The sequence below is a fragment of the Corynebacterium pilbarense genome (assembly GCF_026930265.1).
GTDB lineage: Bacteria > Actinomycetota > Actinomycetes > Mycobacteriales > Mycobacteriaceae > Corynebacterium > Corynebacterium pilbarense.
In genome coordinates this window covers 317,369-336,186 of sequence record NZ_JANRML010000001.1, presented here as the reverse complement: position 1 = coordinate 336,186, position 18,818 = coordinate 317,369, and the positions used below count along the sequence as shown (strand labels likewise).

Here is an 18,818-nt window from a genome sequence, read left to right as displayed (position 1 = left end):
ATATTAAGCGCCCTTGTGGAAGGTACGGGAGATGACGTCGCGCTGCTGCTCCTTCGTCAGCTTGACGAAGTTGACGGCGTAGCCGGAGACGCGAACGGTGAGGTTCGGGTAGTTCTCCGGGTGCTCCATGGCGTCCTCCAGCGTGGACTCGTCCAGCACGTTGATGTTGGCGTGGTACAGGCCGGAGTCCATGTTGTTAGCGGAGCGGGAAGCCTTCATGGAAGCGAGGCGCTCGTCGAAAGTAGGGGTGGTCATGATGTTTTCTCCTTCAGAGTGGAAAGGTGGATGGGGAAGTCTGAGTTAGGCGGGGTTGATGACCGTGTCGGCGTTGTCCATGATGAAGCCAGCATCCAGGACACCGACCAGGTTGGTCACCTGCTCATCCTTGTTGCGGCCCAAGCCCGTCGGAGTGATCGTGTTGGTCAGCGAGATGCCGTCCAGCGCATCGTTGTAGTCGAGCTTGCCCACGGAGAGCATGGACGCGACCATACCGTGGTTGTCCGCGCCGTTCTCCGGGTTAGCGCCCGGTGCGAACGGGGTACCAGCCTTGTGGCCGGAGGGGAACGAACCGGTTGCCTTGCCGTAGACCACGTTGGAGGTAATCGTCAGCACCGACTGGGTCGGGATGGCGTCGCGGTACAGCGGGATCGCCTTGATCTTCTGCATCACCGTGTGCACCACCGTAGCGGCGATGTCGTCAGCGCGGTCGTCGTCGTTGCCGTAGAACGGGAACTCACCCTCGGTGACGTAGTCGACGATCAGGCCGGTCTCGTCGCGGACCGGGGTGACCTTCGCGTACTTAATGGCCGACAGGGAGTCCGCCACGATGGACAGGCCGGCAATGCCGCAGCCCATGGTGCGGACAATGTCGGAGTCGTGCAGCGCCATCTCGATGGACTCGTAGGCGTAGCGGTCGTGGCAGTAGTGGATGATGTTCAAAGCCTCGACGTAGGTGCCGACAACCCAGTCAAGCATCTCCTCGTACTTCTGCCAGACCTCGTCGAAGTCCAGCGGACCGTCGCCCTCAATCGGGGTGTGGTCGCCGTCGGTGACCTGCTTGCCGGTGACCTCGTCGCGGCCGCCGTTCATGGCGTAGAGCAGGGCCTTCGCGGCATTGACGCGGGCGCCGAAGAACTGCATCTGCTTGCCCACCTGCATCGGGGACACGCAGCAAGCGATGGCGGCATCGTCGCCCCACTTGTCGCGGATCTGCTTGTCGGACTCGTACTGCAGCGACGAGGTTTCGATTGAGATCGCGGCGCAAAATTCCTTGTAGCCCGCCGGGAGTGCCGGATCCCAGAAGATGGTGATGTTCGGCTCCGGCGCCGGTCCCAGGTTGCGCAGCGTCTGCAGCAGACGGAACGAGGTCTTGGTCACCTGGTGGCGGCCGTCCTCCGAGAAGCCGGCATCGGTCCAGGTTGCCCAGTACGGGTCGCCGGAGAAGATCTGGTCGTAGTCCTCGGTGCGCAGGAAGCGGACGATGCGAAGCTTGATCACCAGTGCGTCGATGATTTCCTGAGCCTCGACCTCGGTCAGGGTGCCGTTGGCCAAGTCGCGCTCGAAGTACGCGTCCAGGAAGGGGGAGAGGCGGCCAATGGACATGGCGGCGCCGTCCTGGCTCTTCACGGAGGCGAGGTAGCCGAAGTAGGTCCACTGCACGGCTTCCTTGGCGTTGGTGGCCGGGCCGGAGATGTCGAAGCCGTAGTCCTCGGCCATCTTCTTCAGCTTCTTCAGCGCCTTGATCTGCTCGGCGTGCTCCTCACGGTAGCGGGCCCAGTGCTCGGAGAAGCCCTTCTCCAGGGAAGCGTCCTTCGCCTGCTGCTTCTCCTCGATGAGGAAATCCACACCGTAGAGAGCCACGCGGCGGTAGTCGCCGATGATGCGGCCACGGCCGTAGGCGTCCGGCAGACCCGTCACGATGTGGGAGGACCGTGCCGCACGGATGCGCGGGGTGTAGATGTCAAAGACGGCGTCGTTGTGGGTCTTGCGGTACTGCGTGAAGATCTTCTTCACGTCCGGGTTGACCTCTTTGCCGGCCTCCCTGATGGCCTGCTCGACCATGCGCCAGCCACCGTTCGGCATCATTGCGCGCTTGGTCGGCGTGTCCGTCTGAAGACCAACAACGACGTCGTCGTCCTCCGAGATATAGCCCGGCTTGAAGGCGTCGATGTCGGCGGGCGTTTCCGTGTCCACGTCGTAGACACGGCGCTCACGCTCGACGGCGAGGTAGTTCTTGTCAAGGTAGTCCCAGAGGCGCAGGGTCTTTTCCGTGGCGCCTTCAAGGAACGATGCATCCCCGTCGTACGGGGTGTAGTTGCGCTGGACGAAATCGCGGACATCGATGCGTTCCATCCACGGGCCCGGCTTGAAGCCGTCCCACGCGCGGTTTTCAATTTGCGGCTCTGTCGAAACAGTCACAGTTGCACAGTCCTTCTTTAAAGCATTTGAGGATCTCTCGCGGCTGCGCTTGCCCATTTACTTACCCATGTACTTTCAAAGCGCGGGCCGCTCAAGAACCATTGTAAGGGATGATTCGGGACTAATAGTAATACGATTGGTGTGACATTGCGCACAACTGTCGTGGGCCAAAATGGCATGAAAGAACCGGCCCAAAGCCTGTGGAGAAAGGCTCTGGGCCGGTTTGGATCGCCGTCGGCGAAACGCCGGGGGAGGGCGAAGGGCTACTTCTCGTTCTCCAGCTCAGGCCCCTCGAGCTGCCCCTCGGTCACCGCCAGGTTGTGGCGGGTGCGCGAGAACGCGTTGATGGTCCACTCGTTGGCGGCCACAAGACGGTTGCGGGTGCCGGTGAGGAAGGACAGGTGCACACCCAGCCACATCAGCCAGCCGATGAAGCCGGTGATTTCCACCTTGCCCATCTTCACAACCGCGTTGAAGCGGTTGATGATGGCCATCGAGCCCTTGTCGAAGTACTCGAACGGGTCGCGGTTTTCCGGAGCGACGTCGTGCTCGACCTGCTCCTTGATGATCTTGCCCACGTAAGCACCGGACTGGATAGCCACCTGCGCAACGCCCGGGAGGCGGTCGCGGTTCATCATGTCGCCGACGATGAACAGGTTCGGCTCATCGCCCACGGACAGGTCGGCGTTGACCGCAACCTTGCCGGCTCGGTCAGCCTCGACGCCGAGCTGATCGGCGATCTGCTTGCCCAGCGGGGAAGCGGCAACACCGGCGGACCAGATCTTGGTCGGGGTGCTGATGGTGGTCTCCTGCTCGGTCTTCATGTCCTTGTAGGTCACGGAGTCCGCGTCCACGTTGGTCACCATCGCGTTGAGGATGACGGTCACGCCCGCCTTCTCCAGCTCGCGCTGTGCCTTCTTGCCCAGGCGCTTGCCAAACGGCGGCAGGACCTGCGGCGCGCCATCCAGCAGGTAGATCTTGGCCTGCTCGGTGCTAAAGGAGTAGCGCCCGGAGGTGAATGCGCGGTGCGCCATCTCGGCCACCTGGCCGGCCAGCTCCACACCGGTCGGGCCTGCGCCGACGATGACGAAGGTCAGCTCGCGCTCGCGCTCTTCCGGGGTCTCAGCCAGCTCCGCGCGCTCGAAGGCTGCGATAAGGCGGGCACGGATCTCAAACGCGTGGTCCAGCGTCTTCAAGCCCGGGGCGAACTCGGCGAAGTGGTCGTTGCCAAAGTACGACTGGCCGGCGCCCGCGGCGACGATGAGCGAGTCGTAGGAGAAGGTGGTCTCCTTGCCACCTTCGACCGAGGTGACGGTCTTCGCCGGAACGTCAACGGTCTCCACGGTGCCGCGAACAACGCGGACGTTCTGTTGGTTGCCGAACATCTGGCGCACGTCGCCGGTGATTTCGCCGGAGGACATCAGGCCGGTTGCCACTTGGTAAAGCAGCGGCGGGAAGAGGTGGTGGTTGGTGTTGTTGATCAGCGTGATGTCGACATCTGCGTCTGCGAGTTCTTTCGCTGCATTCACGCCGCCAAAACCTGCGCCCACGATGACAACGTGGTGACGACTACCTTCGGGGCGGTACACCTGAGAGGCCATGAGTGATATCTCCTCGGGATAATGACGTTATTAATTGGAACGGCATACATAGTACGCGCCCACCAATAAACTGCGCGGGCAGGCTCCGCCGTGGCACCCCATATCCCAGGGCTGCGCGCACTAGCATTCGAGGAATGGCCGAGAGCACTCCCGCGAACATCCCCGCGCACCTTCAACCAGTTGATGCAGACGCGTGGCCAGGGGTGGCCGATATCCCGAAGCCGGGGAGGTTGCGAACGAGGTTCGCGGAGGCCGGCTTCGCTCGTGCCTGCGCGAAAGCGGGCCTGTCGTTCGAAGGGGACGGCGCAGATATAGCGGTTGAGCGCGCTGAAGTGTTTCAGCGCGTCGCCGCGAGCGGGTGGGTTGGCCTCGCAGAGGGCTACATGGCGGGAGAGTGGTCGACAGGGGGATCGCAGCAGCTTGTCGACGTCCTGACGGCCCTCCTACGTACCGGCTACTGCCCGCGCACCCGCCGCGTGGATGCGGTGCGGCCAGCAACGCCAGGGGAGTTGCCGCCGGATCTAGTAGCGCACTTTTCGGGCGATGGACTCAGCGCGTTCCAGGGGCATTTCGCCACCGGAGTGGCCACCACGCAACGGGTGCGAATGAAGTCGCATACCAAAGGCGCAGGCAGAGGTCGCGAGCCCCGCGATCATTTCGTAGACGTGACGGAAATCGGGGCACCCATGGAGTCTGACAGGGCGGATCTGCGCGACGCTCAAAACCGCAGCGTAGAAGCTATTTTAGAGAGCCTGAACGTGGCATCTGGCACGCACCTGTTGGAGTATCCGTCCGGAGGCGGCGCATTAGCGTTCGAGGCCGCTGCGCGCGGGGCGACTGTCGACGCCGTGACCCGCGATGCGCGTATGTACGCCGCGATGCGCGAGCGGTTGATTCTCGCGGGCACAGACGGATCCGTCACCGTGGACCGTATTGCGGAGGGTCCGGCTGCTGTGGCTAAGCAGCGAAGCGGTGCCTACGACGCAGTCGCGAGCATGGAGGTGTTTGAAACCATGCCGCAACGCCAGCAGCGAAAGTACCTGCTTGCCGTGGATGCGCTGCTTAGTCAGGGCGGGCGAGTAGCCATGCAGACGATGGTGCGCACGCAGGCGTACAACCGCACGGCGGATCTCGCGCTGGAGTCGCTGCGGGCATATATCTGGCCGGGGCTGTATTTTTCGACGGTCACGGAGATTGGCAAGACAGTCGACCGCGAGACCGATCTGCGCGTCGTGGCGCAGACGTCGGCGCCGGAGCATCTCGCAGCGTCGCTGCGTCTGCAGCGCGTCACGTTCGACGGCAAACTGCGCGACGCGGCGGCCGACGGCTACGACGCCGTGTTCCGCCGCCTGTGGGTGTGGCAGTTCGCGTTGCGTGAGGCGATGGCGCGGCTGGGGATGATCGATCTGGCGCAGATCACGCTCGCGCGGAGAAGTAGAAGAGGACGCCGCTAATGGGAGACAGCGGCCACCAGAACGTTACTTGACATAATGTACATTATCGGACAGTTATATACGGATAAACAGCAAAAGGGTGCCGCACGCTCCTTGCGTCCAGCACCCTTCCATATACCTGTTTTAGCGTAACGTTACGTAAACAAGACCATCTACTTGGTCATGTTGATCCGGACGTTCACTTCGCCCTCCTCGGCGATTTTCGCCGCGACGAGCTCCGGGGTCTCCACGCCATAGTCCAAGCGGTTGATCGGAATATCGCCGGCGACGATCAAACGGTCGCCCGAACGCGAAACGTCGAACTCGTGCGTGACCTCGTTCGTCGTGCCGTGGATGGTCAGCTCGCCGGTGAGCTCTACGGTGCCCACGCTGCCGTCCTCCGGCACGGCGGACACATCAGCCGGTTGCGTCACCTTGAACGTGGCCTCCGGGTACTCGTCCGTGTGGAAGATGCGGCGTCGCACCGACGAGTCGCGCTTGTCGCTGTCGGACGACAAGTGCTGCATGTCAACGGTAATCTCGCCGGCGGACAGCGTGCCTTCGGTAATCGTGGCAAAGCCCGTGACTGCGCGCGTGGACGCCGATGTGCTGCGGCGCTCGCCCGGCAGCACCTCCTCAAATGTGAAGCCGGCGGATGTGACGTTGTCGCCCGGGCGGTTAGTTACCGTCCATTCGCCGTCAAGCTCAGTGGAGGCTGCGGACACGTTGTCGGCGTCGATCCCCTCTGTCTTTACTCCGCCGCCCTTAAACAGGCTCATAAACAACGGAATCATGGCCACAAGCACAGCCACGACGATGAAAATGGAAACGACAACGATTAAGGTTGTGCGCGTCTTTGCGCTGGTTGCCGCGCGTTTTTCCACCTGGAAATCACCTCAGCCTTTCAAGTTGCTGAGCTAATTCTACTAATTCGTCACAAAGTGGTGCCAAATCGTCAGGGCCTGCCCCTTCCGCTGCTGCCGTGCGGATATCCTCCGCGGCGCACCGCAGTGCGTACAGGCGATCGCGGTACTCTGCGACCTTGTTGCGGTTGAGGATGACCGCGTCCTCCTCAACGGACGTACCGGCAAGCATGGTGCGCTGTTCGTAGGCGCGCTGCTTGCAGGAGGGTCCGCAGTATTTGCGCTTTCGGCCACGGCCTCGGTTTACTGGGATCTCCTTGCCGCACCAGGCGCATGTGGCTGTCTTCTTGGTCAGGGCACGTAGCTTATCCGTCACAGGTGCTTACTTTATTACATGTGTCGATTACGCGAAAGTGGCCGGGAACAATTCGCACAACTGCACCGTTATACTGGAGCGACTGAAAGACAAACGGGTTGAAAAGGATGGTGAGTGCCATGGCTGATCGAGTTCTTCGCGGAAGCCGCATGGGCGCAGTCAGCTACGAAACGGACCGCGACCACGATCTCGCGCCACGCCGGATGGCAAAGTACCGCACCCCCAACGGTGAAGTGTTCGAGGTGCCGTTTGCGGACGACGCCGAGATTCCCGAGGAATGGATGTGCAAGAACGGCCAGGTAGGCACCCTCATGGAGGGCGAAGGCGTGGAGTCCAAGCCTGCTAAGCCGCCGCGCACCCACTGGGACATGCTGCGGGAGCGTCGCAGCATCGAAGAGCTCGACGTCCTGCTCGAGGAGCGCCTTGAGCAGCTGCGTAAGCGCCGCCGCACCGCCGCCCGCATTGCGAAGGAACAGCAGCAGGCCAACGAGAGCTAACCCCGTTTCACAACGGCTTAACGCAAGTGCCCGCCCCCGCGAAAGGAATTCGCGGGGGCGGGCACTTGCCTATGTGGGGCTGTTAATTCTTCCGCTTGCCGTCGAAGCCGAGCGCGTAGAGCGCCTGACGGACGGTTTCCTCGCCCAAGTGGATCGCGGTGTTGACGCGACGGGCGGCGTTTGACTGGAGCTTGCCCAGGTTGGCGTTGTCGATCTCGTGCTTGGCCACTGCTCCGAACTCGCCGAGCGCGTTGACAATCTGCTCGGGAGCGTCGGCGGCCGTGCGGCGGACGTCGGAAAGCTTCGAGTGCTCCACGGCGTAGACGAGCTGGCGCACGGTCTCGGAGGTCAGATCCTTGACAAAGGTTGCCTTCTCCGAAACACCCCACTTGGTGACCTCGGCCAGCGATGCGGTGGCGAAGCTGGCGTCCAATTTGGACTCGCCGAGCTTACGGTCCTCAAACGTGATCGGCACCTCGCGGATGTCGAAACCGAGCTTGTCCACCTTGTGGGCGATCTCCACCTGGAAGATGTATCCCTTGGTAGACAGGGAATCCAAGTCCAACTCTTCCAGCACCTCGCGCTTGAAGGCGCGGTAGCCGGCGGTCATATCCGCCACGTCCGTGCCGAGGGCGAGAGAGACGTACTGGTTGCCCAGCTTGGACAGCAGGAAGCGGTTCTTCGGCCAGTTCACCACTTCCCCGCCCTCGATGTAGCGGGAGCCGATGGCCAGATCCGCGCCGTTATCCAACGCGTCGAGCAGCCTGTGCAGCTCCTCCGGTGCGTGCGAGCCGTCGGCGTCCATCTGCACCAGCACCTGGTAGTCGCGCTCCAGGCCCCAGTTGAAGCCGGCGCGGTAGGCGGCCAGCAGGCCGTCCTTGCCGGTGCGGTGCAGCACGTTGACCTCGTCATGGGAGGCGGCGAGCTCGTCGGCCTTCGCACCGGTGCCGTCCGGCGAGTTGTCGTCAACGACGAGGATGTCCACGGCATCCTTCGTAGCCAGCACGCGTTCGACGATAAGCGGGAGGTTCTCCACCTCGTTGTAGGTCGGAATGATCACCAGGGTCTGGTTGGCCACGGCGCTAGTTCTCCTCGGTTCTACGCTGTTGTTCTCCGGTAGGAGCATACCCGCGGCCACGTCGGCGCGCGGACACGGCTGCGGCAAGCATCAGCGCCACACCGGCGGCGACCATCAGCCACTCCAAAACCTGCCCGAACCGCACCGCGGGTGTGGTGCCGGTACGCAGCGGAAGCGTCTCCATCAAGTGGGCGGGCTTGAAAATCTCCGTCTGTTGGGACACCTGTCCATCCGGGTGCACGATCGCCGATACGCCAGAGGTGGCAACGACCACCACTGCCCTGTCGGTTTCTATTGCGCGCATCCGGCTCATCGCCAGCTGCTGGTACGTCATGTCCGTGAATCCGAAGGTGGCGTTGTTCGTCGGCGTGGACAGGATCTGGGCGCCGCCGCGCACCGCCATGCGGTACGCCTCGTCTTCCGCCACCTCGTAACAGGTGGCAACGCCAACGGGAATGCCGCCCATGTGGACCACACCGTTGTCGTCGCCAGGCTTGAAGTCGCCCGCCAAGTCCACCAGATCCGAGAAGTTGCGGAAGAAATCGCGCATGGGCATGTATTCGCCGAACGGCTGCAGGAAGCGCTTGTCGTGGCGCTCCCCTGGCCCTGTCTCCGGGTCGAAGACCACCATGGTGTTGCGGGCGCCGACATCGTCGCGGGTGAGCGTGCCTACAAGCAGGGGCGTATCCACGCCGCGCACCGCCGCACCCACCAGGGCCTCGGCCTCCGCGTCGACGAACGGGTTGACGTCGGAGGCGTTTTCCGGCCAGAACACCATGTCCAGCTCCTCGCCGGATTCTTCGGCCGCTTCCGCGAGCCGGAGTGTTTCGTTGACGTGGTTGCTCAGCACCGCCCGGCGCTGCTCGTTGAAGTCCAGGCCCATGCGAGGCACGTTGCCCTGCACGGCCCCGACGCGGGCCTGATCGACGGTGGAGCTGTCCTTTCCCACGCCGATATTGGCGATCAAGCCGGCAGCCAGCGACAGGATGATGGCGGCAACGGCCGCGCGGCGCGAAGTGGCGCTGAGAAGCGAGACGCACCCGACCGCCACGAGCACCGTGGCGACGGTGACCAGCGCGGGCCCACCCCAGGCCGACAGTGCCGCCAGCGGGCCGTTGATCTGCCCCCACGCCAGGCGCACCCACGCGAAACCGCCGAAGGGCCACGAGGAACGCACGAACTCGACCGCCAGGTAGACCAGCGGGAACGCGAACGCACCGTAGCGCCAGCGGGCCACCAACACGCCGAACGCGCCGGTGGCCAGCGCGTAGAGCGCCATCGTGATGGCCAGCGCGATATACGGCATGGCGCCGACAAACTCGCCGACCCACGGCAGCAGGAACAGATAGCAAAACAGGCCATGCGTGAACCCGATCAGCGCACCGAAGCGGGCGGAAGGACGCTCCTGCGCCTCCCCCGCCATGCCCAGAGCAGCGGTGGCGCGCCTAGGCCACGGCATGAGTGTCAGCCACAGCAGCGCGATGCCGAGCACGGCAGCCCACCAGTGGCCGAGAGGTTCGTACGAGAGGTAAACCAGCCAGCCAGAAACGGCGGCGAGTCCGAAACGGAGAAACGCCGGCATTTAGCGCGCCCCGCCCGCGCTGCCGCCGCCATCGTCCGGGTCCTGCGGGCGCTCAGGGCTGTCCATGCGGTACCACTGCTCCAGCTCGTCGGCGTCGATGACCGGCTCCTGCGGCTTTTCGCCGCCCGGCTGGTTGAAGGAGCCGTAGCTGGTTTGGAACTGCCCCATCGGTGTGGCGTCGTAGACACGCACGCCGAGGTTCTCCACCGCGGCGCGCGCACGCTTGGTCATGGTCTTGCGGATCAACGCGCGCGTCGGCCCGAACACCAGCGGCAGGCCGATCAGGGAGGTGACAAAGCCGGGGATGACGGAGAGTGTCCAACCCCCGATGAGCAGCGCGGAATCGCCCGCGAGCTTGCCCACGCTGGAGCGGCCGTGCGCGGCCTGCAGCAGCGAGTTGCGCAGCGCCATGCTGGCTGCGGCGCCGCCGGCAATCATGAGCACGAAAATCGCCAAAAGCGCCCAGCCAACACCGATGGCTTTGGCCACCAGGAAAAACGCGAGCGCTTCGACGACGAAGTATGCGAGAAGAGGAATCGGCATGGCCACGAGGGTACCTGGCTTGGCGGCTACCTCGGCATGTGCCTCCACACTGGCCGCGGCACCACGCGCATGATGGCTGCGAGGACAGCCAGGCGCCGCGGGATCCACACCGTGGTGCTCTTGCCCCGCGCCGCAGCATCCACCACCGCGTCTGCGACAACACCCGGGGTCACCGACATCACCGCAGGTTTCATCCCTTCAGTCATGGACCCGATGACGAAGCCCGGTCGCGCCAGGATGAGGCTGAGGCCTGTACCGTGCAGCCGGTCCATCAAGCCCTGGCAAAACGCGTCCAGGCCCGCCTTGGTGGAACCGTAGACGTAATTGGCGCGGCGTGCCCGCCACCCGGCGATGGAGGAGAAGGCGAAGATCTCCCCGCGTGCCATCTCGTCGGCAAGCACCGTAAGCATGCTCACCTGCGCGAGGTAGTCCACAGTGGCGATGCGCGCGGCCTCGCGCTCGTCGCGCTCTGCGAGCTCCTGGTCGCCGAGGATGCCAAACGCCACGATCGCGGTGGTGACATCGCCCGCCTCGCGCACGATGCGGCGGTGCGATTCGAGGTCGGTGGCGTCGAAATCGAGCGTGCGCACCGCTGTGGCACCCGCGGCAAGCAATCGCTTCTCGACGTCCGCCAGGCCCCCACTCCCTCTGGCCGCCAACACGACCTTTCGGCCCTGGCAGACGCGTGCGGCGATCTCGCCGCCGATGTCGCTGCGCGCTCCGAGCAGGAGCACTGCGCCCTGACCAGCAGCGCTAGGCATCGTTTACGCCTAGCGTGCGGCGGGTGTGGTTGAGCGTTTCAATGCCGTTCGCGGTCATGCGCACGATGTCCTCGATGCGCATGCCCCACTTGCCTGGCACGTAGATGCCCGGCTCGATGGAAAATGCCATGCCCTCGCGCAGCACCACGTCGGAGCCGGCGATGATGAACGGCTGCTCGTGGCCGGACAGGCCGATGCCGTGGCCCAGGCGGTGCGTAAAGTATTCGCCGTAGCCAGCGTCTGCGATCACCTCGCGCGCCGCGGCGTCGAGCTCGCCGGCAGTGATGCCGGGCTTGGCGGCAGCGCACGCGGCGTCGAACGCGCGCTCAAGCACCGCGTAGGCCTCCAAGAAGTCCTTCGGCGCCTTGGCAGGCTCGCCCACCACGTGGGTGCGGGTGCAGTCGGACTGGTAGCCGGACGGCAGCGCGCCGCCCAGGTCCACCACCACGGGGTCCCCCTCCTCGAGGACACGGTCGGAGAAGTCGTGGTGCGGGTTGGAACCATTAGGCCCGGAGCCGACGATGACGAAGGAGACGGATTCGTGCTCCTGAAGGATCAGCGCGTGCAGCTCGTCCGCGATCTCGCGCTCCGTGCGACCGGGCTGGAGCAGCTCGGCAGCGCGCTCGTGCACGCGGTCGATGGCGGCGCCGGCCTTTGCCAGCTCGGCGACCTCCTCGTCGTCTTTGACCATGAATAGTTCCGCCACCGCGTCGGAGGCAAGCTCGGTTGCAGGCAGTAACGCCTGCAGCGCGAAGACGTGGTCCGCGGTCAGCGACGATCCGAGGCCCACGGTGCCGTCTTCAAGCGTATCCGCCACGAGCTTGTACGGGTTTTCCCCGTCGCGCCAGCCGATGATTTCAACGTCTGCCGCGCCTTCCAGCCCCAGCGACTGAATGTCGGTCACCGGCGCCACCACGGTGGTGCCGCCAGGCGCGATCACCAGCGCGGTGAGCCGCTCGTGCGAGGAAGTCCAGGAACCGGTGAGGTAGGCGAACTCGGCGCCGGTGCCGATGACCAGCCCACCCAGACCGCGCTGTTTAACCAACTCCACGGCTTCCTGGCGGCGTGCGGTGTACGTATCAGAGTCGAATGCAGTCATGTGCGCCATGGTAGATCGCTAGCATCGTGGGAGTGTTGCCTGCCCTGAACCGCTCCGTCGCCCGCCTTAGCACTCCGGGCGGCGGCTACTGCTCGGGCGCGCTCATCGCCCCCGACATCGTGCTCACCTGCGCACATTTCTTCCGTGAGCGCCCGCATGCAGGGGTGCGGGTGCGTGTCGACGGCTCCGTGTTCCCCGTCGACAGCCTCCACATTCTGGCCGGCACGGATGTCGCACTCGTCCGGCTGCCGGAGAAAGTGGAAGCCACTCCGCTCGAGCTCGGGCCGTCGCCACGCTTGTTCGCCCGTACGCTCACTCTCGGATACGGCGGTCAGGCTCGCAGCGTCAAGGCGCGGCCGGGTGTCTACCTGGGCACGCTTCCGGTGTCCTGGTTCAGGAAGCGCGTGACGCGGGTGCGTCCGGCCGGACTGGTCTACGCCAATCCGCCTGCGGTCAAAGGCGACTCCGGCGGCCCTGTGTTAGTCGGAGGAAAGGTCGTTGGTGTGCAATCCCTCATCCTGGATCCGGGCGGCACGAACCTGCGCATCGCCACCGTGTCCCTGTGGCCGCGGGGGCTGGCGCGTTCGCTGCGGGGGCTCTAGTTGCCGATCGCCACTACGCCGCGGCGGATCGCGTCCACAGCCCGGTTCGCGTTGTCCCGGATCTGGTCCGAATAGCCGGTCTTTTTGACCTGCTCCAGCAGGTCGATCACCTGGCGGCACCAGCGCACGAAGTCGCCGGGGGTGAGCTCTGCGCCCGATTCCGCCGCCGCGGCCAATGCGTAGCCCAGCGGCGCTCCGGCGGTCCACTGATGGATGGACAGGCAGAACCCGGGGTCCGGCAGGCGGGTTGCGGGCAGGTTGTGGCGCTGCTCGTCGGCAACCAGTTCGCCGTAGATACGCATCGTCTCGTTCATCGCGTCGGCCATGGTGTCGGTGGCGGCTTCGGGGCTGCCGCCGGTGGCGCGCCGGTTTTCGAAGACCACCATGGAGGCCACACCGGCGAGCTCAGCCGGGTCCAGGTTGTCCCAGATGCCGCGCTTCAGGCACTGCGCGACCAAAAGATCGGAGACATTGTGGATGCGGGAGAGGCGCTCGCCTTCGTCGGTGACCTGCGGTTCGCCGTCGATAAGCTCAACGTAATCCATCTCCGTGAGCAACCCGATGATGCGCTCGAACGTGCGTCCCAACGAATCGGTGGAGGTATCCACGCGCCGCTCCAGCTTGGCTAGCGTGCGCTCCTCGCGCACGATTTCCTCGGCGGTGCGCGCCAGAATCTCCCTATCCGCCGCCGGCCAGTCGTGCACCGGGTGGTTGCGGATGGCCTCACGCAGCGCGGTGACCTTCTTGCTCGGCCGCACCCGGGACTGCTCGCGCAGGCGTCTCGGTGCGTTGAAGTGGCCCCGGTGCAGAAGTGACGCAACCTTGCGGGCGTGACGACGCGGCTGGTCCTGCATGTGGCGCGGCACCTTGATGCGGCCCACAACCAACGGCGGGTTCTTGAACGCGGCGGCGTCGATTCGCCCGGACCAGCCGCGCTCCGTGGTCACCCACGGGCGCGGGTCGTACGGCTTGCCCGCGGGTTGCACCACGGCGGCAAGCTCCGGCTTGCGCTTGCTGGGCAGCGCGATGACCTGACCCACCTGCAGCGAGCCGAGAATCTTTATGGTCTCGGTGTGGCGGCTGTCCAGGTGATCGCGGCGGGCTTGCTTTTCCTCCTCGGACAGATCCCGGCGCAGCTGGGAGTAGTCGACCAGTTCGGCGGCCGCGTCGTCGCTCGGCGGAGCGAACGCGGAGATGTCGCGTTCGAGCTTGGATCGCAACGAGCGCACCTTCTGCTGCAACCGCTCGATGTCGCGCACCTCGCCAACCACCGAGCGGTCCGTTTGGAACTGGGCGAAGGACTGCTCGATCAGGCGGATGGAATCGTCGAAGCCATTCATAGCCAGCATGTTGATGGCCATGTTGTAGCCGGGCTGGAACTGGGAAATCAGCGGGTACGTGCGTGTGGACGCCAACCCCGCCACCTGGTGCGGGTCCATCGCGGGCGCCCACTGCACCACGGCGTTGCCGATGTGGTCGATGCCGCGCCGACCAGCGCGGCCTGTGAGCTGGGTGTACTGGCCCGGGGTGAGGTCCACGTGGGCTTCGCCGTTGAACTTGACCATCTTCTCCAGCACCACGGTGCGCGCCGGCATGTTGATGCCCAGCGCCAAGGTCTCGGTGGCGAAGACGACCTTGACTAAGCCGCGGACGAACAATTGCTCCACGATGTGCTTGAACGCGGGCAACAGGCCAGCGTGGTGCGCGGCGAACCCACGCATCCAGGCGGTGCGAACCCGGCGGAAGTTCAGTACCTCCAGATCCTCTTCGGGGATGCCTTCCACGCCTTCGTCGATGATCTGCTCGATTTCCGCGCGCTCCTCAGGCGTGGTCAGCTCCTTGCGCGAGCGCAAACACTGAAACAGTGCTCCGTCGCAGCCCGCGCGGGAGAAGATGAACACGATCGCAGGCAGCATGTCCTGGCCCTGTAGCGCTGAGACGACCTCGGGCCGGCCGACGGGGCGCACTTTGTCCTGGCCGCGCGAGCGTCCGCTGCGCGAGCGGGAACGAAAGCCCCTCCCCTCCTCGAAGTCGCGGCGGCCCTCGTCGGAGGAGCCGGCCTCGATGCGCTCGATTGCGTGCTCGAGGCTGCGGTTGACGCGCCCGCCGGTGCCCGGCTCGAAAAGCGGGAACATCTTGCGGCCGACCATCATGTACTGGCTCAGCGGCACCGGGCGGTGCTCGGAAACGATGACCTCGGTGTCACCGCGCACCGCGTCCAGCCACTCGCCGAATTCCTCGGAGTTGGACACGGTGGCGGACAGCCCGATCAGGCTGACAGAGTCGTCGAGGTTGAGGATGATCTCCTCCCACACAGCGCCCCGGTCCCGGTCCGCGAGGTAGTGGATCTCGTCCATCACCACGTGCGTGAGTCGGTCCAGCTGCGGCGACTCCGCGTACAGCATGTTGCGTAAGACCTCGGTGGTCATGACCACGATCTCGGCGGAGCCGTTGATGCTGGTATCGCCGGTGAGCAGGCCCACCGCGTCCTCGCCGTGCTCTGCGACGAGGTCGTGGTACTTCTGGTTGCTCAGCGCCTTAATCGGTGTGGTGTAGAAGCACTTCGTGCCGCGGTGCAGGGCGAGTGCGACGGCGAACTCGCCGACGATGGTCTTGCCCGAACCGGTGGGCGCGCACACCAGCACGCCACGGTCCTGCTCCACCGCCTGGCAGGCCTGGAGCTGAAAGGCGTCGAGTGCAAACGGCTTCGCGTCGGCGAATTCCCGCAGAAACGATGTACCAGGATCGGGGGAAAGCATGCCCCCTACAGTACGTCCCTAAAATCTGCTCCGCCTGCGTAGCCCCGCGGCGAAGAGTTGTGCTGGCGCTCCGGCGTGCGCTGCACCGGTGTCGGGCGCTCAATCGTCTCCGCCCCAATGCTGCTTGCGGGGCCGACGGATGTCGGTGCCTCAATCGGGCCGGAGGCTTCCTCGTCGTCCAGATCCATCCAGTCGGGGCGTTTGCGCTTTTGCTTGCGGTCGTTCCAGCGACAGAACTGGAAGGCCATCTCCACCAGCAAACAGATGGAAATAGCCAGCGCCACCATGGAAAACGGATCCTGGCCCGGAGTCATCACTGCAGCGAAGATGAAGATGCCCACGATGATCAGGCGCCGCTTGTCCTTGACGTGCTCGTATCGGAGTACGCCCAACATGTTGAGCATGATGATGATCAGCGGCACCTCGAAGCTCACGCCGAAGATGACAATGAGCGCGAGGAGGAAGTTGTAGTACTCCCCTCCTGAAAGCGCCGCAATCTGGACCTCGGAGCCCATAGTCATGAGCACATACAGGCCCTTATCCAGCACGAAGTACGCCAGCAAAGCGCCGGAGACGAACAGCACAACCGCGATGGTGACAAAGCTGAACGTGTAGCGGCGCTCGTTTTTGTGCAGGCCCGGGGTGATGAAGTTCCAGATCTGCATGAGCCAGACCGGCGATGAAAGGACCAGCCCAGCGAGCGCGCCGACCTTTAGGCGCAGCATAAACATCTCAAACGGGTTAGTGGCCAGCAGGCGGCATTCGCCGTCGCCGGTGAAATCCGCCCGGAGTTCCGACGGCAGGTTGCAGTAGGGGCCGCGGATGATCTCGCCCAGTGGCATCATGCGCGGCGGGGCGGACTGGTACCAGATGAAGCCGATGATAGTGCCGACGACGATCGCGGCCAGTGAGATCATCACTCGCCGGCGGAGCTCCTGGAGGTGCTCCACCAGCGACATCTCACCTGCCGGGTTTTTCGCTCGCTTCGGCTTCTTGGGGGTTTTCGTGCGTGCCATCAGGCGGAACTAGCGTGGATTGTTCTCCGGACGCTCCCAGAAGTCGGCCTCCTGAGCAGCGCTGCGGGTTTCCTGCGCCGGCGCAGCGTCGATCTGGCGCTGCTGCGCCGGGGTGTCCGCCTCGTCTTCGTTGCGCATCTCCTTGACCTCGGACTTGAAGATGCGTGCGGAGCGACCCATGGAACGCGCCAGGTCCGGCAGCTTGTTCGCGCCGAACAACAGCAGCACGAGGAAGATGACGATGATGAGCTCGGTCCATCCAATATTTGGCATGGGCTGTCCTTTCCGAAGACGGTGTAACGCGCAGATTAGTCTAACGCGTCGAGTGCACGTTGCGCGCGCGACATCGCTTCTGCCGCAAGACCTGCAGGCTCGACGATGCGAACCCGGTCAGCTTGGCTGAGGCTGAAGCGAACCAGCCAGCTGTCGCTGCCGTAGCGCATGGTTGCCGGGAGCCATTCGCTTTGCGCTTGCGCATCTTCCAGCTCGATGTCCCAGTAGTCCGCAAGCCAGGTGGCGTCTTTGTGGATCATGAGTTTGGCTTGCGGCTGGTTGGCCATGCCGAATGGGTCCGCCGGGTCGAAATCTGTGCCGGGGGTCTCCGAAGGAACGTCGAGAAGCTCAGCATGTTGGATCCTGTCCAGGCGGAACGTCTTCGTCGCGCCGTTGTCCGTGGCGCGCAGGTAAGTGGCGCCGGACTGGTGGAACAGGCTCGCGGGGTCCACCTCGCGCTCGGAGACGGTGTCCGAGGATGCAGAGTAGTAGGTAATGCGTAACTTGCGCTTGGCGGCGAGCGCCTCCGCCACGGTGCCGGCCACGCCCGCTTCACCGGTGTGCTCCGCGTCGCCGACCGCCTGGGAGGTCGTCACCGCGCGGATCTTCTCCGCGGCGGAGCGCACCGCACGGCCGTCCACAAGCCCCGGCATGGTTTCCAGGGAATCCAGCAGGATGAGCAGGGCGCTTGCCTCCGCGGGGGAAAGACGCAGCGGGGTGGTCATCCCCTGGTCGTCTATGATGTCGACGCCCTTCCAGGAGTACTCCAGGTCGATCATCTCGCCGGGCCCGGTGCCCACGCCGGACAGAAACAGCAGCTCGAAATCGTCGCGCACCTGCATCGGGTCCGCGCCGAGGTCGCGGGCGATCTCCATTGGCGTCAGCCCTGGGTGGTTCGACGAGTACGCCAGCAGGTTCAGCAGGCGAACCACGCGCTCCTGGCGCTTGAAGTCCACGGCCATTAGTCGCTCCCCTCTACAGCGGTGCGCAGCAGCTTGACGACGTCCTCACAGACCTGCACCGGCTCCACCGCGACCACGTTTCCGGCGAGGCTGGCGATGGTGCGCACAGCCCAGTCGCGGTCCACATCGCGCAGCGTGATGGTGTCCGTCTCTCCTCCCGCGCCGACTTTGGAGGCACGGGAGCCGCGCTGGGCGAGTTCCTCGCCGGTGCCGCGGGTGACGGTGACGGTGGCGCTGATCAGCTCGCCGCGCAGCGTCTCCTCCACCAGCGCCTGTAGGTCGCCCGCACGCTCATGGAACGCGTCGATGTGGCGCACCTTCTTCAGCCCCGAAACCTTTTTCAGGCGGAACACGCGCACGTCCTCACGCTCGATGTCGTAGCCGACGAAGTAGGCGCGGTTGTTCAAAGACACCACGCCCCACGGGTCCACCACGCGGCGCTCCTGGGCTTTGCCTGGGGCGCGGACGAAGTCGAAGGAGATGCGCTGCTTCGCCTGCACACACTTCACAATCGCGCGCAGGGTGTCAGGGCGCAGCTGGAAGATGTCGTTGGACACGCTCATCAGCGCCGGCGCGTCCATGGAGCGCGTTGCGCCCGAGGCGGCGAGCTTGGTCCAGCCGGAGCGGGCGAACTCGCCGAGCGAGCCCGGCTTGCTCAAATCCGCGGCAAGGCCAACCACGGAGGCTTCCTCGGCGGTGAGGTCCACGGCGGGCAGTTCGTAGAGGTCTTTGACCACCCAGACTTCGCCGTCCTGGTAGCGCGCGGGAACGCCGAGGTCGCGCAGCTCGCGCACGTCGCGCTCGATTAAGTGGGTGGCGGCGTCGCGGGTGCGGCCACCGTAGCCGTCCACATTCGCCTGCACCCAGGCGACGTCGCGTTTTGCGGGCGAGGCCAGCAACGCAAACGTGAGCCCGACTTGGCGCACGACCATGTCATTGTCGTTGGCCACCGCGA

General features: G+C 64.7%; 16 protein-coding genes and 2 pseudogenes. 3 read left to right on the top strand and 15 right to left on the bottom strand.

The window, feature by feature from the left end:
* Window positions 1–3 precede the first annotated feature (3 nt).
* From grcA2 to NUW87_RS01630, 3 genes and pseudogenes are all read right to left on the bottom strand, one after another.
* Window positions 4–591 (bottom strand): annotated as a pseudogene (gene grcA2 / locus NUW87_RS11940) (autonomous glycyl radical cofactor GrcA2).
* Window positions 592–2,352: pseudogene (locus NUW87_RS01635) on the bottom strand (pyruvate formate lyase family protein); the annotation flags it as partial.
* A gap of 329 nt (window positions 2,353–2,681) precedes the next feature.
* Window positions 2,682–4,019 carry an NAD(P)/FAD-dependent oxidoreductase gene (locus tag NUW87_RS01630; protein WP_269026975.1) on the bottom strand — a complete coding sequence of 446 codons (1,338 nt, stop codon included), beginning with the start codon at window positions 4,017–4,019 and terminating at the stop codon, window positions 2,682–2,684.
* Between the two features lie 686 nt (window positions 4,020–4,705).
* On the opposite strand from NUW87_RS01630, the gene NUW87_RS11725 reads away from it, so the two are divergent.
* On the top strand, window positions 4,706–5,473 hold the full coding sequence (locus NUW87_RS11725) for an SAM-dependent methyltransferase (protein ID WP_336296904.1): 768 nt from the start codon (window positions 4,706–4,708) through the stop codon (window positions 5,471–5,473).
* A gap of 152 nt (window positions 5,474–5,625) precedes the next feature.
* On the opposite strand, the gene NUW87_RS01620 is transcribed toward NUW87_RS11725, so the two are convergent.
* Both NUW87_RS01620 and NUW87_RS01615 read right to left on the bottom strand, forming a co-directional pair.
* Entirely contained in the window at window positions 5,626–6,336 is a 711-nt protein-coding gene (locus NUW87_RS01620; protein WP_269026973.1) for a YceI family protein, read from the bottom strand.
* Between the two features lie 7 nt (window positions 6,337–6,343).
* Window positions 6,344–6,670 carry a hypothetical protein gene (locus NUW87_RS01615; protein WP_034999375.1) on the bottom strand — a complete coding sequence of 109 codons (327 nt, stop codon included), beginning with the start codon at window positions 6,668–6,670 and terminating at the stop codon, window positions 6,344–6,346.
* Between the two features lie 140 nt (window positions 6,671–6,810).
* Between NUW87_RS01615 and NUW87_RS01610 the strand changes: the two genes are divergently transcribed.
* Window positions 6,811–7,188, top strand: coding sequence for an RNA polymerase-binding protein RbpA (locus NUW87_RS01610; protein WP_034999032.1), 378 nt, complete (start codon window positions 6,811–6,813; stop codon window positions 7,186–7,188).
* 82 nt (window positions 7,189–7,270) lie between these two features.
* On the opposite strand, the gene NUW87_RS01605 is transcribed toward NUW87_RS01610, so the two are convergent.
* Genes NUW87_RS01605 through NUW87_RS01585 form a run of 5 tightly spaced genes read right to left on the bottom strand, consistent with a single transcriptional unit; the run spans window position 7,271 to window position 12,260 of the window.
* The gene (locus tag NUW87_RS01605) at window positions 7,271–8,266 is read right to left on the bottom strand and encodes a polyprenol monophosphomannose synthase (RefSeq protein ID WP_377734516.1); all 996 of its coding nucleotides are present in this window, start codon (window positions 8,264–8,266) and stop codon (window positions 7,271–7,273) included.
* A gap of 4 nt (window positions 8,267–8,270) precedes the next feature.
* Window positions 8,271–9,848, bottom strand: a complete 1,578-nt coding sequence (lnt, locus tag NUW87_RS01600; RefSeq protein ID WP_269026972.1) for an apolipoprotein N-acyltransferase — start codon at window positions 9,846–9,848, stop codon at window positions 8,271–8,273.
* Window positions 9,849–10,391: an FxsA family protein gene (locus NUW87_RS01595; RefSeq protein ID WP_269026971.1), complete on the bottom strand. Its 543-nt coding sequence runs from the start codon at window positions 10,389–10,391 to the stop codon at window positions 9,849–9,851.
* Window positions 10,392–10,417: 26 nt separating this feature from the next.
* Window positions 10,418–11,152 (bottom strand): SDR family oxidoreductase, encoded by a 735-nt coding sequence (locus NUW87_RS01590; RefSeq protein ID WP_269026970.1) that lies wholly within the window; start codon window positions 11,150–11,152, stop codon window positions 10,418–10,420.
* A complete protein-coding gene (locus NUW87_RS01585; RefSeq protein WP_377734512.1) occupies window positions 11,145–12,260 on the bottom strand; it encodes a M24 family metallopeptidase in 1,116 nt (371 codons plus the stop codon). The genes NUW87_RS01590 and NUW87_RS01585 overlap by 8 nt, the downstream gene beginning before the upstream one ends.
* Before the next feature lie 23 nt (window positions 12,261–12,283).
* Here NUW87_RS01585 and NUW87_RS01580 point away from each other — a divergent pair, with 23 nt between their 5' ends.
* The gene (locus tag NUW87_RS01580) at window positions 12,284–12,853 is read left to right on the top strand and encodes a trypsin-like peptidase domain-containing protein (RefSeq protein WP_269026968.1); all 570 of its coding nucleotides are present in this window, start codon (window positions 12,284–12,286) and stop codon (window positions 12,851–12,853) included.
* Here NUW87_RS01580 and NUW87_RS01575 read toward each other — a convergent pair.
* From NUW87_RS01575 to NUW87_RS01555, 5 genes are read right to left on the bottom strand one after another with little or no spacing between them, the layout of a single operon-like run.
* Window positions 12,850–15,612 (bottom strand): DEAD/DEAH box helicase, encoded by a 2,763-nt coding sequence (locus tag NUW87_RS01575; RefSeq protein ID WP_269026967.1) that lies wholly within the window; start codon window positions 15,610–15,612, stop codon window positions 12,850–12,852. The two genes, NUW87_RS01580 and NUW87_RS01575, sit on opposite strands and share 4 nt — an antisense overlap.
* 5 nt (window positions 15,613–15,617) lie before the next feature.
* Complete coding sequence (tatC, locus tag NUW87_RS01570) at window positions 15,618–16,628, bottom strand: twin-arginine translocase subunit TatC (protein ID WP_239218901.1); 1,011 nt, start codon at window positions 16,626–16,628, stop codon at window positions 15,618–15,620.
* Window positions 16,629–16,637: 9 nt separating this feature from the next.
* Window positions 16,638–16,901, bottom strand: a complete 264-nt coding sequence (gene tatA / locus NUW87_RS01565) for a Sec-independent protein translocase subunit TatA (RefSeq protein WP_239218899.1) — start codon at window positions 16,899–16,901, stop codon at window positions 16,638–16,640.
* A 35-nt stretch (window positions 16,902–16,936) separates the two neighbouring features.
* Entirely contained in the window at window positions 16,937–17,863 is a 927-nt protein-coding gene (locus tag NUW87_RS01560; RefSeq protein WP_269026966.1) for a helix-turn-helix transcriptional regulator, read from the bottom strand.
* Window positions 17,863–18,813, bottom strand: coding sequence for a helix-turn-helix transcriptional regulator (locus NUW87_RS01555; protein WP_269026965.1), 951 nt, complete (start codon window positions 18,811–18,813; stop codon window positions 17,863–17,865). The genes NUW87_RS01560 and NUW87_RS01555 overlap by 1 nt, the downstream gene beginning before the upstream one ends.
* Window positions 18,814–18,818: the final 5 nt, after the last annotated feature.

Coding starts and splice junctions, on each gene's coding strand:
- NUW87_RS01595 (WP_269026971.1), bottom strand. CDS start 10,391: ATGCCGATTCCTCTTCTCGCATACTTCGTCGTCGAAGCGCTCGCGTTT.
- NUW87_RS01630 (WP_269026975.1), bottom strand. CDS start 4,019: ATGGCCTCTCAGGTGTACCGCCCCGAAGGTAGTCGTCACCACGTTGTC.
- NUW87_RS01560 (WP_269026966.1), bottom strand. CDS start 17,863: ATGGCCGTGGACTTCAAGCGCCAGGAGCGCGTGGTTCGCCTGCTGAAC.
- NUW87_RS01575 (WP_269026967.1), bottom strand. CDS start 15,612: ATGCTTTCCCCCGATCCTGGTACATCGTTTCTGCGGGAATTCGCCGAC.
- NUW87_RS01610 (WP_034999032.1), top strand. CDS start 6,811: ATGGCTGATCGAGTTCTTCGCGGAAGCCGCATGGGCGCAGTCAGCTAC.
- NUW87_RS01590 (WP_269026970.1), bottom strand. CDS start 11,152: ATGCCTAGCGCTGCTGGTCAGGGCGCAGTGCTCCTGCTCGGAGCGCGC.
- tatC (WP_239218901.1), bottom strand. CDS start 16,628: ATGGCACGCACGAAAACCCCCAAGAAGCCGAAGCGAGCGAAAAACCCG.
- lnt (WP_269026972.1), bottom strand. CDS start 9,848: ATGCCGGCGTTTCTCCGTTTCGGACTCGCCGCCGTTTCTGGCTGGCTG.
- NUW87_RS11725 (WP_336296904.1), top strand. CDS start 4,706: ATGGAGTCTGACAGGGCGGATCTGCGCGACGCTCAAAACCGCAGCGTA.
- tatA (WP_239218899.1), bottom strand. CDS start 16,901: ATGCCAAATATTGGATGGACCGAGCTCATCATCGTCATCTTCCTCGTG.
- NUW87_RS01585 (WP_377734512.1), bottom strand. CDS start 12,260: ATGGCGCACATGACTGCATTCGACTCTGATACGTACACCGCACGCCGC.